Genomic DNA, 16,380 nt, shown 5'->3' with positions numbered 1-16,380 from the left:
TGTTTAGAGAGAAGGAAAACGTAAACATGTAAAAAAATTCTGTTGACTACTTGACAATTGTCAGATAATTCGGTATATTCTTAACATATTATTTTGAAACAAGGAGTTAAGAATATGAAAAAGAGAATTGCGCTATCATTTGTTGCTCTTGCAAGCGTTGCTCTTCTTGCCGCTTGTGTCGCGAAGCTCTAAAAGCTGTTTCAGCGCGAAATACTCCTCAATGCGCGCCTTGGGCTTTTGCAGGGAGTGGTGGTCTTTGTTTAGCTGAGCGGTAACGCCCTCGATGGACATCTTGTGTTTGGCGGTCTTTTCAAAAGGCACCTCCAAAACCCAGTCCAGATAGCTCTGCACGAGCCCCGCATCGGCGCTATCCGGATGAAGGCGGGCGAATTTATCGATCTGCTTTTTAATCTCTTTATAGGCATCCTCGCCCAAATATGGCTTTTTGGCTTCCAGCTTTTTGCGGTATTCCTCGATCTCGACATCGCGATCGGCATCGCCGCCGAGCTCCTTTTGGATCTGCTTGAGTTGCTCTTTTAAAAAATACTCCTTGTTCGTCTTATCGATCTTGGAGTGAACTTTGCTTTTGATCTCTTTTTCAAGCCTCTGCGCTTCGATCTCGTCGGAGATGTAGTTGATGAGGTTGAAAAGGCGCTTTTGCAAGTTGCTCTCGGTAAAAAATGAGTAGGCTACCTGCTTTTTTAGGCGCAGTGCGCTTAAAATCAGATCGCAAACGCGCGCTGCGTCGGTGCCGTCGTCGATGGTTTTTAGTAGATCGTTCGGGAAAAAATGCGTAAGCGTGCTAAGCGTCTTGGTTTTTTCCTTTAGCACGCTTACCAGCGCGTCTAGCTTCTGATCGTTGCCGCGCTCGTCGTGGATGATATCGACGGTAGCGACCAGCGGATCTTGCGAAATTTCTTTTACGATTTTGCCTTTTAGCGCGCCTTGGAATAAAATTTTAACCCGACCGTCGGGAAGCGGTACGGTTCTCATAACGGAGCCCACGACGCCTGCGTTATAGATACCGCCGAAGCTTCTATCGCCGCTAAATTCCGACTTCGAGCTTACGACCATTATCATAGATTCGTTTTTGGCGGCTAGATCGAGGGCTTTTTTATTATGCTCGTCGCCGATGAAAAGGGGCGCTATCATAAACGGATATAAAAATAGCTCGTCCTCGACGATGATAGGTAAATCGCTTGGGAAGGTTGTATTTTGCATCAGTTGCATCGCTCCTCCTACTCAAAGATCGCGCGATACCAAGGCGAGCGAGGTTTGATGACGTCGGTACCGTTTAGCGGGGATTCTTCGATGCGCTGCTCGTAAATTTTGGCAGAACTTTCGCGGTCGGTGCGCTGGTAAAGATCCTTGATGTCGATATTTAGCTGATGCTCGGCAAGTCTGAGCTTCGTTAGCATCGTCTCAAGTAGTGGACGATACTCGCTCTGCGGGTATTCAGCTATAAATTTTCGAATTTCGTCTATGCTGTTTAGCATTAGCTTTTGGTTGCGATTTGGGCGGCTAAAGGAATCGAAATTTGCTCTAATTTTTAGAAATCTTGCGTATTCGATCTTTTGCGTCGTGCCGTAGAGACGGATATATTCGTCTAGGTATTTGTTTGCTTTCTCGTAGTTTTCATCCTCCACAAAAGCCCACGCCATAATGAGTGTCATCTCCTCAAGCAGCGGAGAGGCGATATGTTCGCTCGAAAAGCTGGTGTAATGCTTCTCGGCATCCTCCATATTTGCGTTGTTGATATCTTCTAAAATTTTAGAATACCACGTCTCGGGGCTTAGATTAAAAAGCTCGCCGTCGCCTTTGCCGCTGCAGCCGCCGATAAACGCGATAAATAGGAGAGCGGATAGAATTTTACTTAGATTTGTCATAAAAAATCCTTGGAATTTATTTAGCTCGTAATTTTATAGTCTTTGAGTAAATGCAAGCTTAAATTCTGCGTTCAAATTTAAAAATGGAATTTCTTTAAAATTTTTGTGCGTTCGGGCTTAAAAATCTTTGTAAACCAAAAAAATTTACGCGATAAATTCTAAATTTAAGTTTAACAATAGTATAATTAGCGCCGATAACGCAGAGTAAGTTTGCGTTTCCGTAATTTCAAAATTTTAAAGAAAGGATGTAAGATGAAAAAGGGTTTTACTCTAATCGAGCTGATCTTTACCATCGTGATTTTGGCGATTACGACGATGGCGATCCCTCGTATCGTCGCGCAAACCACCGAACTAAACGCTCTCGCGATCAAAGAGGAGCTCGTATATAACGCTAAAGCTTTTATGTCTCGTATATCTAAGGCGCAGTGGGATAGCGCATACGCAGCAGATGCTAGCTGCGGAGGTGATGCAAGCTGCATGAGGAGAATTCTAACGGTAAATCCGCCTTCTGATGGTGCCCCCGAGGTCAGACCAGGGATTTTAAATGAAGCTAGTAGGCGCGGAATTAGCGCTCAAGCTCCAGCTACAAAAAGACAATTCGGTAGAAATGGAATTTCTTTTGGTGGCGGTCGTTATAACGATATCGACGATTTCGACCAGTTCACGACCGATATAACAGTCGGTAATTTGGTGGGCTCTAGCAGTAGAGGTGATTTTATCCTCAATACTAGGATTAATGTCGATGTAGATTATGTAGCAGAGCCTTTTAGCGCGGCGGAATATGCTTCCGGTACCGATATAAGTGGTGTTCTTAGCGATCAACCATCTAATGGCGCCGTTACCAATATCAAGATGGTTAGGGTTGCTGCTACGGATCTAAACGACGCCGTAGCGAGAGACGGTGCTGCTAAATCAGTTGTTTTAAAGGCATTTTTATCTAATATCGGCGTCGGCGTTCAGACAACCGTCACTAGACTACATAACTAATAGGAGCGCGAGATGAAAAGAGGCTTTACCCTTATAGAGCTTGTGTTTGTTATCGTAGTGCTAGGGATCATCTCGATGTTTGGCGCTGATCTATACACCAAGATCTATAAATCTTACGTGCATGTACGTGCGGTAAATCAGCTGGAAGCCAGAACGCAAAATGCAATGATGCTGATCACAAATCGCTTAGAAGATAGAATAAAAAGCTCTACCATAGGCAGAGATCTTGCCGTAAATGATTTTGTGCCGATTAGCGATCTTACCGATCCGAGATTTGATATATTAGAGTGGATCGGACAAAGTGTAGAGACGAGAAATATAAATCAGAGAAATCCTGGCTGGAGCGGCTTTATGTCAATGTCTCAACTCCGAGATAGCACATGGAAAGCGGATGCAGATAAAGGAGATGCCGGCTATATCGCAGATACTAGGGCTGCGTTTAATATGGTATCCTTGGGTAGTAATTTTCCGCAAGTAGCTAGGATAGTTGGAAATTTAAGGGCTACGACATATAATAGACCTTCTACTAACACCCAAGTTGCTGTTATTTTTAGGGTCGTTACTAACGATGCTTCGCCTACTAGCGTAGGCATAGGCTTCGGTTACGATAGGGCTGTTCGGGCAGACGGTAGAAACCGCGTGCTAATCGCCGTAGGCACTCCTAGTGATGCGGGTAGCGGTAGTATGGAAGGTGAAACTATCACTATCAATCAATATCCGTTCAATCCAAACAACGCTAACTCTCAGGAATTTTCTGAGCAGTATTATATAGCTCATAGTGCCTATGCGATCGTCCCCGCTAATGTCGTAACTTATACGAAAGACAATGCGGGAAATTTGAGTAAGAATTTTGATCTAGTATTGAGGTATAACTATCGTCCATGGAGCACTGTTGCAAATGATGCGCACTCATATAACACTGCTAGCAGCTCGTTACTAGCAGAGGATGTGAGCTTATTTAGGTTTAAGGACGATAATGGCGCCGTTGCGCTTAAACTATGTATGAGGGATGACGGCAGAAATTTTGATCCTGCAGAGCTGGATCTAAACGTTTGTAAAGCACAGGTGGTGTACTAATGAAAACTATGCAAAAAGGTTTTGCTCTAGTAGCGGCCATATTTTTTATCATCATTGTAGCAACTACGGCGATTACGGCACTATCTATAGCATCTATGACGGCTCGCGATGTCAATAATATCCAAGGCAGAGAGCAGGCGCTACTACTAGCTCAGAGTGCTACGGAGCTGGCAGTCCTTGCTATGCAAAAGCACCAGTATTTAACTACCGAGCTTAAGGCAGGAGGCGCTACAGCTGCGACCAATCCTACGTTAAATACGATTACGCTTGAGTATCCGTCAAATGATCCGGCTCAAAAGATGTTTGATATCACCGTGACATTCGGATATTTCGATAGACAGCTGGGTGCGCCCGGCAATCATACCGTCGCTTATAGTAATTTCGGGCAAGGCTCGTCCGAAAGGCTTGCAAACGGTAGTGTGGGCAGAATTCTAAGCCATGCCGCGCTTGTAGATGTGGTAGTAAAATCTAATGTAGCGGTTATGGGAAGGCCACAGATCACATATCATAGGCGTACTATTCAAAAACCATAATGCAAAGGAGAGACGATGAATTTAAATATCGTAGGTAAGCAGTTTGAGCTAACAGAAGCTATTAAAAATTATGTCGAAAACGCATTTGAGACGCTAGAAAAATATAATCTCGACATCATCTCGGGGCGTTGTGTAATTTCTGCCGACGAGAAGCAAGGCAAAAAAGGTTTTGTAGTGGATTTTTCATTAAATTTAGCGCATCAAGACACTATCGTCGTGCGCCAAAAAGATAAAGATCTCTACGCTGCCGTCGATCTCATCGTCGAGCGCGCTTCAAAAGTTCTACGCAGATACCACGATAAGGTAAATTCTCATAAAAATCGCGACGAAATGAAGCAAAATGCCGTAGATAATGCAATCGGCGCTAATGAGCCAAATTTAAACGATGAAGTTGATGAGATCGTCCCTACCGAGCTGGATCTATATAAGCCGCTAGAGATCGATGAGGCGCTAAATAAGCTTAAAGAAAGTACCGATCAGTTCTTGGTATTTAACGATATGGATGCTAAGATGCGTGTGCTTTATAAGCGTAAAGATGGTAAATTCGGCTTATTTTAGAATTTTAGAATTTTAGAATTTTTAAGGCGCGGAATTCTCGCGCCTTTACTTTAATTGTTTGAGAGTTGTTGTTTATTTGTTATTATATTATTTTTAATGTAGCCCAAGATAAACAAAATCGCATTTTATAAAATCTTTCTTTTAGGAAATCTTTAAAATTTATTTATATTTGTTCCATATCCATATAAAATTTAAGCAAAAAAAATGTAAAATAGTAGCTAAAAATTATGTTATTGACCGGAGGGTAGTATCATGAAAGTTAAGAGTTTTAGCTTTGCGCCCATTTTGGCGCTGTTGTTTTGTTTCGTGGCGGGGGCCTTTGCGGATAATAGACCCAATATTAAGATCAATCCCGCCGTTATAGATCCTTGGGAATACCCTGATAGTGGCGTGATCAATAGTAGTGATCCGCATTGGTATTGGTATTCAAGCGGTGAATGTGGAGATGGCGCCGGTCATAATCATTGTGGAACATGGAATTTTAGTGGTATTCGAGATTGGAAAAATCAAACCCCTGTAGTTAGATTTGGCGGTCCCGGTACCTATGTATTTGGAGACTATGCCGTAGCTGGAAATACAGTGCTTAGTTTTGATTGGGACGGAGTTACAAAAGAAGTGGATAAAAACTTTATAGCTGGCGCAAACGGTCATTATTTAAAAGAGGATCCAGATACTTCGGCGGGTGCCTTTTATCTAAATAGCTCCAAATCGACTCTAAAACTACCTAAGGGTATTACTAAAGATGATATCGTTTTTGCAGCTTTGTATTGGCAAGGTAACGTAAGAGAGGCAAGAGAGCTTATCAATGAGGGATGGGATAAATACGTAGGAAATGGCGACGGAGTTAAGTTTGCGAAATGGTATAAATGGGCTAAGCTTAGAATGAAAAGCTCAAAAAGTGCAACAAGTACTGCTCCTATAGATATCCCGAGGGATAGATGTAACGGCGTAGCCGGCTGGAATTATAGGGAGAATGCTAGCTATAGAAATCTTCCTAACCCTCGGAAGGTAGAGATGCGTTTGGAATACGGCTGCTTTGCAGATATTACGGATAAAGTGAAGGCAAACTTTGTTGATTACTCTGATAGTATAGATTTTACCGTAGGAAACATAGTAGCTAGCGATGGTAGGGATAATGCCGGTGCAGCCCTTATTAATGGTGAGTTAAAAAATATTAGACTTGGTATGTGGGGTGGCTGGGGTGTAATCATAGTATATGATAAGACCTTGGACTCTAGAAATAAGCTAATGGCAGATTTACAAAGCCCTGCTAATCCTGTAGGTGTAGCGAAACCGTTTACTTACGCAGAGGCTGCAAAATTTAAAAACGATTATTACAAGCCTAAAAACGTAACCGTATATGGTGATTTTATAGCTATTACACCTTGGGCAGGCGCAAATGAATCTATAAACGTAAAAGCCGAGTTAAAAGGCTTTTACACTCCTAGGAGCGGTCGCGTTAATGCTAAGCTTAGTTTTTTAGGTTTTGGTGGCGAGGCGAAACTTGGACCTGAAATGAGCGGCAATGATAAGACGAAGGAATTTTTTAGAGTAGAGAATAAAAAAGCGGGCGGTAAAATGGATACTTTATATACTCCTAATGCCGCTTGGTCTAATGGAATAAACGCATTGGCTCAAATCGGAAGCGAATGGTATTCTAATATATTCGGCGGTACCATTATGAGGCTAAGAAGCGAAAATGGTGGATATGCTGCGATACCGGAAATCCTAAGAGGTAAGCATTACGAGGGAGCGGATCAGGCAGCCGCCGTGGATTTAGATGAATTTGATATAAGCGATAAAATGGGCTACGGGCAATCAAGTATAAAGTTGGAACTGGGTGGTACGTATAACTCAACAAACAACCAATCCGATCAAAACTTTATAAGTATGATAGCAATATCAGTAGATCTGTATGTTCCTCAACTATGCTATCAGTATGAGGTATATAATGCCGCTAACTGGGTAAAATTCTTTAGAACTAAAGATGAAGATCCGCAGAATGGCAAAGTTATCGGTAGCAGATATAGTAAGACTGAGATTGACGACAATAAGCCAGAGCAGATCAAAAATCCAGTAGTTGCGGGCGAGCATATCTACTATAGAATGAAATTCGAAAACAGACTAAATGGTGGTAATAGCGAGGATGCTGTAGGTGCAGTAGTGTCAATCGATTTTGCTCAGGCAGGCGCTGCCTATACCAAAGATAGTTCTACTATAAATAATGAACTAGCCATAAACGATCCTATCACTACCACTACAAATACCATACCTGCAGCGGCTGCAGAGAAACTGGTCTATCTACGCGATGGTCAAAAGGGTGCATATAAGACGATGAAAGATGTCATAAATGGCGGCACCCCAAATGTTACGGATCCTATCTATAATGATAGACAATTTACGACGCTAGATAATAATGTCTTAAAATTCTATATCGGCGAGGGTGCAGGAGAGATAAAAGCTGGCACGACTACTCCGGTGGGCGGTCTAATGAGACCAGGTAAGGCGGCGTATGGTGAGTTTAACGCTACCGTTAATACCGGTGCAAAAATTCTTCAAGCTCCTGCCGTGACATTAAGCTACAAGATGAGTCTAGATATCGGCGGCGGTCAGCGAGTCGTTCTAGATATGGATAGTGCCTCTGAACTTGAGCTATGCGATGCAACGAAGGTTTCTAAAAGTGTTGATATCCAGCCGCTAAGTGGTTTGCAAGTAGTAAATAAGAATTTTAGTAATAGCGACGACGATGATAGGCTATATACTCAAATCTCCGATAAGCCTTTTGATGCAAAACTCATCTTTAGACCAGATTACGAGAGCCAATATTGTAAGTCTTATGACGATAAAACCGGTAAATGTACAGATTATATCGGTGCGGCTGCGAATTCTCCTTACTTTAAAAAAGATCCTAATACAGGTAAGCTCGTATATATCGGTAGCAAGGATAGAAAGCTTGAGAAATTTGGCTTGGGAGGAAAATTATATTTGTCCGTCATCAGGGCAAAAAATGCTGCTACTACGTCAGACAAAGTCAGTGAGGATGATAAGAAAAATAGCGTAGTTTATGCATGCCGATCAGTAACTGATACCTTAAAAATTCCGTTTAAGCTAAATGGCGATTCCTATTCTGTAGATAAGGAATTAGATTTTAAAAACAAGAGCATTTTAACTCTAAATAATATAGAGATAGGTGATGCGTATCAAGGTCTTACATTTATGCTTAGTTATCGTCCTGACGAGCAAGCTACCTCGAGATCCGATTTAGATAAGTATATAAAAGATAAGGACTTAAACAGTGAGGATCCTAAGGCTTACTATTTAGAGCTTAAAAAATGGGAGCTTAAGAAGCAATACGGGTATTGTGAAGCCAATGAAGATTTTGATTGGTGCAATAAAAGTCTGACTGCGGAACAAAAGAAGGATATCTGGGATAATATTATACAAAAGAAGCTGGATGAGCTTAAAAATAGTATAGATACGGCTAGCAATGAGTTCGGAATTAAAATGTCAAAAGACGGCTCGTTCCATATATGCGGTAGCGATAACTTCGTACTCCGCCCTGCGTATTTCAAAGTAGATACCGATGCGCTAAATAATTCCGGTAAATATAGCAAGATCGTAGATACTACCGCTAGTGGCGATATAACTAAAAAAGGTGTTAGTACCGATGTTTATAATCCTACCGAACTTCGCGTGGGTGGTGACTATGAGCAGAACGCAGATATTTTAGCGCACGTAATATCAGCTAGAAGTTACAGCGATAACGGCGTACCTAACTATACTGCAAGAATTGGCGGCGACCTAGGTAATCAGCGCTATCATCTACGTAAAAGCTATGGTACGGATTCCGACGATACTCAAGATATATCGACTAAGATCCGTGGCATCCAGACTTACTTGCGCCCATTCATATCTAATGAATGTGTGGCTAATGTAGATACCCAGTCTTATTATGTCGATAGAAAAACAGCCACTACTACATTAAAACGCGGTGTAAAGCAAGACGGCTGCTACGGCGGTACTGCAGTAGAGTATTCCGGTGCTAAATACAATGTCGAGACAGGCAAATACGAGATCGATCCATCGGCTATCAAAAAGGGCTCTTTTGGCAAGAGTGATGATGTTTCGTGCGTATTAAATGGTACAAGCTCAAAATTCGACGCATCGTATAGAAGAGTATGGGATAAAAATGCCGTAAGCTTATGGGCGGATTTTAATGCTAGAGATATCGTAGAGACTGGAGGTGTAGCGAAATTCAGCGGCAAAGGCAATTCTCAAGGCGCATATTTGATGACTCAGTCTAGAAAAGCTTCTGTGGATAAAGATAAAGAAAATGCCGTTATTTATACTGAAGGATTAGGTGCAAATGCCGATAAAATTTTCAATTACTACAATGTCGGTGATGTACTGGTAAGCGTCTATGATAACTCATGGACGGATGCCTACTCCGATCAGACCTACTCTAAAAAGTGGAAAAGTGCTAAATGTATTATCAATTCATCTAACAACACTCCGGACGCTAAAGGTATGGTAGGTTGCGACGTAGGCATGAGAATAGCTGCTAACAAAGATAAAGTGATAAATGATAATATTGTATTGCGCTACAAGCCGGATCGTATCAGAGTGTCGCTCGTAAGCCTTGATAATGGTATAACAACTGGCGTAGGTGATAATAATATCACCGGCGGAACATCCGCATATACATATTTTAATGATCCGTATATTGAGAATAATGTTGTAGTATATCCAGGCGAAAATCCCGCACAGAATTTAGCTGTAACGCGTCAGATAAGCCAGCTTGCCAAACTTAAAGTTAATGCCGTGGCGTATCTATCTGACAAAGTTTATAAGGATGTCATCGCTACCCTTTATGACGGATATAAGCAAGATGTTGGCGGCACTCCTCAAGCCGTGTGCGGATTTTCGAGCGATCTTGATTTTGCGCTAAATTTTGGATTTGATTGCGCTAGCAATAGTGCCGACGGACGTTGCTCCACAGCTACCGCTATCAGAACCGGCGGAGCTACAAATTACGTGCCATATCCTAATAGACCTACCGTTGTCTACAATATCCCTGGTGGTACACAGTTTTTCGCTAAGAATTCTAACGAGTGCCTAGGCTCTACGGGATATGATAGCAGATGCTATACATATAACGCAAGGACCTTAAGCGCAACTGTTACCGGAGGTTGGGAGGAAGCTGCTTCTGCCGCCGATGTTGGCTACAGCATGCCTATACCGCTTGGAATAGCGCTTAATTACTACTCCGACGCTTCATTAATAGGCGGACTTATTAATAAACCAAAAGGCGGTACAGGAATTAATTACGATTCAAAGTCAACGGATTTTAGAATTTTGGCACAAGGATTTAGAGAGGGGCAGACCCCTGGTTCAACTGTGTATTTTAATTTCGCTAGGATGCATAAAACCCCTAGCACTCCGGTGCTTATCTACGCTAGTGACTTTGGTATCAGAAATGGCACGGTTAGTATCGCCGAAAATTTTTGGCCGTCAAAATTTGATAAATCATACAATGCTATCTCGGATACAACTTCGGAGCAATATAAGAAAGATGATATAAAGTTATCGCAAGAGAACTTTAATACTTTCATCACTAGAAAGGTTAGCGAGACCGGAGCTGCAAGTAAGGCTGCTTATATAGCCGCTGCTAATTCCAATAGTAAGACCTATGCAACAGGTAAAACCGTTATAGACTATAGTGACAACGTAGGCACTTACGCACTATTCGTCTATGGTACGTCATATGACAAGAGCCTGGGATCTAGAGTGTATCAAGCCACTACCAGAACCGGGGTAACCGTACCTATTTATACGCAGATCTATTGCGGTAGAACCGATAGGTGCGCGAATATGCCTGCTCCTAGCGCGGAACTTGCTTATGAAGCCCCTGGCTCGAATATATTTACCGTGCTAGCGGCTCAAGATCATAGCCTAACTGATTTTACGAAGTTCGTAGTAAATACTAGGGCTACCCTAAATAATATAGGAGCAGAATTCGTAAGCGCTTATACTAGCTTTACGCCTACTGGCGTAACTGTTCGCAGAGGTAATGTAGTAAGCGGTGGCAAGGAAGATATAACTATCCAGGCTAATGTACCAGGTCAGGCTAGGATACGTATTGAAACTAACCCATGGCTTATCCATACGCCTGCTGACAATCAGAGAACTATGTTTACTGTACCTCCTACTACTGGAGCTTACTCTAGCAGGTTCCCTGGTGTGCCACAGTATTTCAATCCTCTTACTGTAAACGTAAGAGCTGTTAGACCTACAGTCTGGGGTGGCGAGGGTCAAGTCAAGTCCGGTACGGAAGATGATGTAGGATCGTTTGCCGGTGGTAGCACGTCAGATAATAGTACTAGTGATACTTCTACGAAGAAGCTAGGTACGGGCGACATTCGCGATATCTACAATCAAAAGACCGATTGGTAGTATTCGTGCGTTAAGCTCGCAACACAAAGGCTAGCTTTCGGGCTAGCCTTTTTTTATGGGCGGAATTTCGGTTTTCTTGGCGATAGATCTTTTAAAATTATGCTTTGTAAATTTTGCTTGAAAATTCTGTGAGATAGAATTTTCTTAAATTTTAAATCACGAAATTTCGCTACAAAGCTTGGCGGTAAATTTTACTTACTAAGATTTGCGCATCGTAATGATATATAATTTTACGCACTAATTTCAATTGGTAGAATTCAAAGCAAAATCTCGTATGAGGAGATCCCTTATTGCTTATTAAAATTCTCAGCCGTTAGCATAGTTGGCTTTGCAAAGTGCGATCATATAAAATTTGCCATAAAATTTCACCACTCAGAATTTTTCTACCCCCAAACATAGCTGCAGAATTCTGTTTCGTAAAATTCCGCATTCCAATCCTCATCCTAAAATTCTATCGCGGTAAAACGCATCGCCGATAAAATTTAAAATTTTATTACTCAAAGCCGTCCGCATTTTCTCTTATCCTTTAAAATTTCGTTTTGTAAAATTCCAATCCACCTAGATCTGTCGTATAAAATCGCTTCATAAATTCCACTGCTCATTTACCCGTTTTTAAATGAAATTTCGGCACAATGCGGCTTAAAATTTCATCAGGAAAGCCACTTGAAAACAAAAAATATCAGAAATTTCAGCATCATCGCGCATATCGACCATGGCAAATCCACGCTTGCCGACCGCCTAATCAGCGAATGCAACGCCGTAGAGGCGCGCCAGATGAGTAGCCAGATCATGGACACGATGGATATCGAAAAGGAGCGCGGCATCACGATCAAGGCGCAGTCCGTGCGGCTCGAGTATGAGCTTGGCGGTGAGAAATACGTTTTAAATTTGATCGACACTCCGGGCCATGTGGATTTTAGCTACGAGGTATCGCGCTCACTGGCTAGCTGCGAGGGGGCGATCCTCGTCGTGGATGCGAGCCAGGGCGTACAGGCGCAGACCATCGCAAACGTCTATATCGCACTACAGCACAACCTCGAGATCATCCCTGTGCTCAACAAAATCGATTTGCCCGCCGCCGATCCGCAGCGCGTAAAAGAGGAGATCGAGCACGTCATCGGGCTTGATTGCAGCAGCGCGATCGAGGTCAGCGCCAAGACGGGCGCGGGCATCAAGGAGCTTTTAGAAGCGATAATTACTCGCATCCCCGCGCCCAAAACGGACGACGCCGCGCCGCTTAAGGCGCTCATCTACGACAGCTGGTTCGATAACTACCTAGGCGCGCTCGCGCTTGCGAGGCTCTACGACGGCGTGCTGAAAAAGGGCGACGAGGTCTATATAATGGGTAGCGAGAACCGCCACGAGGTGCTTGATCTGATGTATCCCAACCCGCTCGCGCCCGCCAAAACCCGCGAGCTTAGTAGCGGCGAAGTGGGCATCGTAGTAATGGGGCTAAAAAACGTCGCCGACGTGCAGGTGGGCGATACGATCACGCTTTTTAAAAAACGCGCCGCCGCGCCGGTGGGCGGGTTTGAGAAGGCTAAGCCCTTCGTGTTTGCGGGCATCTATCCCGTGCAGACAGATAAATTTGAAGATCTGCGCGACGCTTTAGACAAGCTCAGCCTAAACGACAGCTCGCTTAGCTACGAGCCTGAGACTTCGCTCGCGCTAGGATTTGGCTTTCGCGTCGGGTTTTTGGGGCTACTGCATATGGAGGTCGTGAAGGAGCGGCTCGAGCGCGAGTTTGATCTCGATCTCATCGCCACGGCGCCTACGGTGACCTACGCCGTGTATCTCACGGACGGCTCGTGCGTGCGGATACATAGCCCCAGCGAGCTTCCGGCGCCAAATTTCATCGAGCGCATCGAGGAGCCCTACGTCAGGGCGACCATCATCACCCCTAGCGAGTTTTTAGGCAATCTCATCAGCCTTTTAAATTTGCGCCGCGGCGTCCAAACCAAGATGGACTACATCACGCCGGAGCGCGTCCTGCTCGAATACGACGTGCCGACAAACGAGATCATAATGGACTTTTACGACAAGCTCAAGTCCTGCACCAAGGGCTATGCGAGCTTTGATTACGAGCCGATCGATTACAGGCGCGGCGATCTCGTAAAGCTCGATATTCGCGTCGCCGGCGAAGCGGTCGATGCGCTCTCGATCATCGTGCCCGCCTCAAAAGCCGAATCCAAGGGGCGCGACCTCGTCAAAGCGATGAAGGAGATCGTGCCGCGGCAGCTTTTTGAAGTCGCGATCCAAGCAAGCATCGGCAACAAGATCATCGCGCGCGAAAACGTCCGCGCCATGGGCAAAAATGTGACCGCCAAGTGCTACGGCGGCGACATCACGCGCAAGCGCAAGCTGCTCGAGAAGCAAAAAGAGGGCAAAAAGCGCATGAAAGCGATCGGCAAGGTAAATCTGCCGAGCGAGGCATTTTTAAGCGTGCTGAAGATCGATTAAATTTTATGCTTGAGCGGGTGATTTAAATTTCATCTTTTGCCGCGCGGCCGTAAAATTTGCTTTTAAATTTTGACGATCGCTAGGGCGGTTTAAATTTAGCGGCTCGCCGTTCGGTATGAAATTTCGTCTTTAAATTTTACGATCTTAAGAGGCGATTTAAATTTTATGACCGCACGGCTTTAACTATCGCTTGCCGCCTGAGCTGATACATTCGCTGTTGCGCGCCCATTTTGTGCCGCTTTAAGCTCTAACGCTCGCTGCTCGGTCGTAAAATTCTGCCGCATGCCGTTAGGCTAAAATTTCATCTTTCAAATTTAACATTCCGCGAGCGGTTTAAATTTTTACCGTCCGTCAATCATTGCGGTCGCGCCCGTCATCTCCTACAGTTGCACTCGCCGTGCCCGTCGCCTTCTGCAAAATTCTATCCGGGCGGCGCCCGCTATGAAATTTTACCCGCTGCGACTTTATAAAATTTGATTAAATTTTCCTGCGCGCCGCATGAAATTTCCATAGCGCGAGTGTTTTATAGCAAAACAGCGTGCGTGGCGTATAATAGGGTGCGCCGATAAATCCCGCAAAAGCGCTAAATTTATCGGCGCGGTAAAAGGAGAAAAATGAAATTTTTAGACCGCTTAGGCGTGGATAAGAGCAGCTTTATTGATCTGTTTTCGGCGTGTTTGGGTTGCGGCGCAAGGGCGCAAGAGGCGGGTTCGAAGCTGATTGTAAAGGGCAGGCGTCGCTCTGTGGATTTTGAGCACGGTGAGATCAGTTTCTGCGATAATGCGCCGCGCGCCATTTGGTGTATCGGTAGCGAAGCAAGCGACAACCGCACGTGGCTGTGGGGGTACGAGAACATAAAACGCCTCGATGAGTGGCCACTTGCCTTTGCGCGAGATGTGCGCGACTTCGGCTTGCGGCACGGGCTAGAGGAGCTTAGCACGCCTAAGCTCGCACTAAGCGCGGAGATAAACGGCCACGCTCTAAGCGCGATTGCGTGCGGATTGTCGCAGGAACCGGTATGTTACTACCGCTGTCCGCACGCAGGTGGAGCGGTGTTTGTGGCGTTTGCGGCGGGCGAGTGTGTGAGCTCTGATGGCACGATCAAGCTCAGCATGGATGCAAGGGGGCTCATCTCTTTGGCGTGCGATTACATAGGCGCGTTTCAGCTAAATCACGCCGTTTTATCGGGGGCGCTTTTGCTTAGAAACGGCACGAAATTTAGTGAAGCGGCGGGCAAGATCGCGGCGAATTTTAAAAAGGATGCGCTCTTTTTGTTTGATAATTTGGGGCGGCTAAGCGAGGTGAAGTTTGCCGTATAGAGCTGCAAATCTCGCGCCGTGCATTCTGGGGCTTTAAAATTTACGCCGTGAAATTCTGCTTCGTAAATTTTATATCTTAAAATTTTCAGCCTTAGAATTTTGCTCGGTAAAATTTAGATCGCAAAATTCCGTCGAGTGAAATTCCTCTTAAAATTTTGCGTCGTAAAATTCTGCTACTCTATCCGCGCTCAAGCCTTTAAATTTTAAACCAAAATCAGCCGCCGTCGATGTCGAAGTCAAGATGCTCTTTGAAGTAGGCACGCAGCCTGCGGCGGTCGTTGCGACCGGGCGTGATCGCAAACCACAGCACGCGGTCGTTCAGATCTTTGCCGCGGATCAGCACGGTGTCGCGCAGCAAGATGTCGTGAAAGTCGCCGTTTAGCCGCCACGACGAAAGCGCCTTGGCGAAGATAAAGATCACGACGCCCACGACCATTATCACGAATGCCATCCCCACGCGCTCGCTCATGGCGATACCGACTAGCCACAGCACGATGATCGATCCGATTCCAAATGTGAAGAACTGCTCGCATTTTACGTAGCGGGAGTGGCTAAGCGCCGTGTAGCCGGTGCAGGTGCGCAAAAAGCCTGGCGTGAGCCTAACGTAGTCGATATTAAAGAGCAGAATTTCGCTCTTGCCCACGCCCGAGACGAAGGTGATCGCGTGGTCGTTAAATTTAAACAGCCCGCCGCCATCGCGCCCTTGATACCAAGCTACGCCCGCGATCAAAAGCCCCAAAATCCCGCCTCCGCCGCGACCGCGTCCGTTGCCTAAAAAAATTTCATCTAAATCAAGCCCGGCCGACACGCCGTAAAAAAATATAAAGACCATCATCGCAATGACGAAGATCACGATGAAGGAGTTGTCGTTTTTGACGCTAAATCCGCCTGCGCTCGTGGTTCGTGCGCTGCGGTTGCGAAGGGCGGCTTTGTAGTCTTTGGTAGTAAAAGTAGGCATCAGCTTCCTTTATTTCAGGCTTTCAAAACAGCTTGCGCGCGCTTTTAAAGCCCGTTTAAAATAGTGAAATTTTATAAAATTTCAGATCAAATTCGGATTAAATTTTAAATTTAAAGAGGCTTTAAAATTTAAATGGGTTGCAAATTTAA

The 16,380-nt window shown here is 44.7% G+C and carries 9 protein-coding genes and 1 pseudogene; 7 read left to right on the top strand and 3 right to left on the bottom strand.

The window, feature by feature from the left end:
* Nucleotides 1-159: 159 nt before the first annotated feature.
* Together Q0198_RS01070 and bamD are read right to left on the bottom strand one after the other, a co-directional pair.
* Nucleotides 160-1,230 (bottom strand): annotated as a pseudogene (locus tag Q0198_RS01070) (LON peptidase substrate-binding domain-containing protein); the annotation flags it as partial.
* 8 nt (nucleotides 1,231-1,238) lie between these two features.
* Complete coding sequence (gene bamD, locus Q0198_RS01065) at nucleotides 1,239-1,886, bottom strand: outer membrane protein assembly factor BamD (RefSeq protein WP_297894030.1); 648 nt, start codon at nucleotides 1,884-1,886, stop codon at nucleotides 1,239-1,241.
* Between the two features lie 252 nt (nucleotides 1,887-2,138).
* On the opposite strand from bamD, the gene Q0198_RS01060 reads away from it, so the two are divergent.
* The 7 genes from Q0198_RS01060 to Q0198_RS01030 all read left to right on the top strand — a co-directional run bounded on the left by Q0198_RS01060 (nucleotide 2,139) and on the right by Q0198_RS01030 (nucleotide 15,273).
* On the top strand, nucleotides 2,139-2,873 hold the full coding sequence (locus Q0198_RS01060) for a type II secretion system protein (protein ID WP_297894028.1): 735 nt from the start codon (nucleotides 2,139-2,141) through the stop codon (nucleotides 2,871-2,873).
* A 12-nt stretch (nucleotides 2,874-2,885) separates the two neighbouring features.
* Nucleotides 2,886-3,950 carry a type II secretion system protein gene (locus tag Q0198_RS01055; protein WP_297894025.1) on the top strand — a complete coding sequence of 355 codons (1,065 nt, stop codon included), beginning with the start codon at nucleotides 2,886-2,888 and terminating at the stop codon, nucleotides 3,948-3,950.
* Nucleotides 3,951-3,958: 8 nt separating this feature from the next.
* On the top strand, nucleotides 3,959-4,483 hold the full coding sequence (locus tag Q0198_RS01050; RefSeq protein ID WP_297894022.1) for a hypothetical protein: 525 nt from the start codon (nucleotides 3,959-3,961) through the stop codon (nucleotides 4,481-4,483).
* Nucleotides 4,484-4,498: 15 nt separating this feature from the next.
* A complete protein-coding gene (raiA, locus tag Q0198_RS01045; protein ID WP_297894020.1) occupies nucleotides 4,499-5,041 on the top strand; it encodes a ribosome-associated translation inhibitor RaiA in 543 nt (180 codons plus the stop codon).
* A 252-nt stretch (nucleotides 5,042-5,293) separates the two neighbouring features.
* The gene (locus Q0198_RS01040; RefSeq protein ID WP_297894010.1) at nucleotides 5,294-11,494 is read left to right on the top strand and encodes a hypothetical protein; all 6,201 of its coding nucleotides are present in this window, start codon (nucleotides 5,294-5,296) and stop codon (nucleotides 11,492-11,494) included.
* A gap of 663 nt (nucleotides 11,495-12,157) precedes the next feature.
* Nucleotides 12,158-13,954, top strand: coding sequence for a translation elongation factor 4 (gene lepA, locus Q0198_RS01035; protein WP_297894008.1), 1,797 nt, complete (start codon nucleotides 12,158-12,160; stop codon nucleotides 13,952-13,954).
* Nucleotides 13,955-14,568: 614 nt separating this feature from the next.
* Nucleotides 14,569-15,273 carry a DUF6882 domain-containing protein gene (locus Q0198_RS01030; protein WP_297894005.1) on the top strand — a complete coding sequence of 235 codons (705 nt, stop codon included), beginning with the start codon at nucleotides 14,569-14,571 and terminating at the stop codon, nucleotides 15,271-15,273.
* 214 nt (nucleotides 15,274-15,487) lie between these two features.
* Here the strand turns inward: Q0198_RS01030 and Q0198_RS01025 are convergent, their stop codons facing one another.
* On the bottom strand, nucleotides 15,488-16,231 hold the full coding sequence (locus Q0198_RS01025; protein WP_297894003.1) for a hypothetical protein: 744 nt from the start codon (nucleotides 16,229-16,231) through the stop codon (nucleotides 15,488-15,490).
* Nucleotides 16,232-16,380 lie beyond the last annotated feature (149 nt).

The sequence above is a fragment of the uncultured Campylobacter sp. genome, from assembly GCF_938045205.1.
Classification (GTDB): Bacteria; Campylobacterota; Campylobacteria; order Campylobacterales; family Campylobacteraceae; genus Campylobacter_B.
Note: the sequence above shows the minus strand (reverse complement) of the source record. Positions and strands in the feature narration are given on the sequence as shown.

What these genes read in the sequence shown, in the direction of transcription:
- Q0198_RS01060 (WP_297894028.1), top strand. Translation starts at nt 2,139, where the DNA reads ATGAAAAAGGGTTTTACTCTAATCGAGCTGATCTTTACCATCGTGATT.
- Q0198_RS01055 (WP_297894025.1), top strand. Translation starts at nt 2,886, where the DNA reads ATGAAAAGAGGCTTTACCCTTATAGAGCTTGTGTTTGTTATCGTAGTG.
- Q0198_RS01025 (WP_297894003.1), bottom strand. Translation starts at nt 16,231, where the DNA reads ATGCCTACTTTTACTACCAAAGACTACAAAGCCGCCCTTCGCAACCGC.
- raiA (WP_297894020.1), top strand. Translation starts at nt 4,499, where the DNA reads ATGAATTTAAATATCGTAGGTAAGCAGTTTGAGCTAACAGAAGCTATT.
- Q0198_RS01030 (WP_297894005.1), top strand. Translation starts at nt 14,569, where the DNA reads ATGAAATTTTTAGACCGCTTAGGCGTGGATAAGAGCAGCTTTATTGAT.
- Q0198_RS01050 (WP_297894022.1), top strand. Translation starts at nt 3,959, where the DNA reads ATGCAAAAAGGTTTTGCTCTAGTAGCGGCCATATTTTTTATCATCATT.
- Q0198_RS01040 (WP_297894010.1), top strand. Translation starts at nt 5,294, where the DNA reads ATGAAAGTTAAGAGTTTTAGCTTTGCGCCCATTTTGGCGCTGTTGTTT.
- bamD (WP_297894030.1), bottom strand. Translation starts at nt 1,886, where the DNA reads ATGACAAATCTAAGTAAAATTCTATCCGCTCTCCTATTTATCGCGTTT.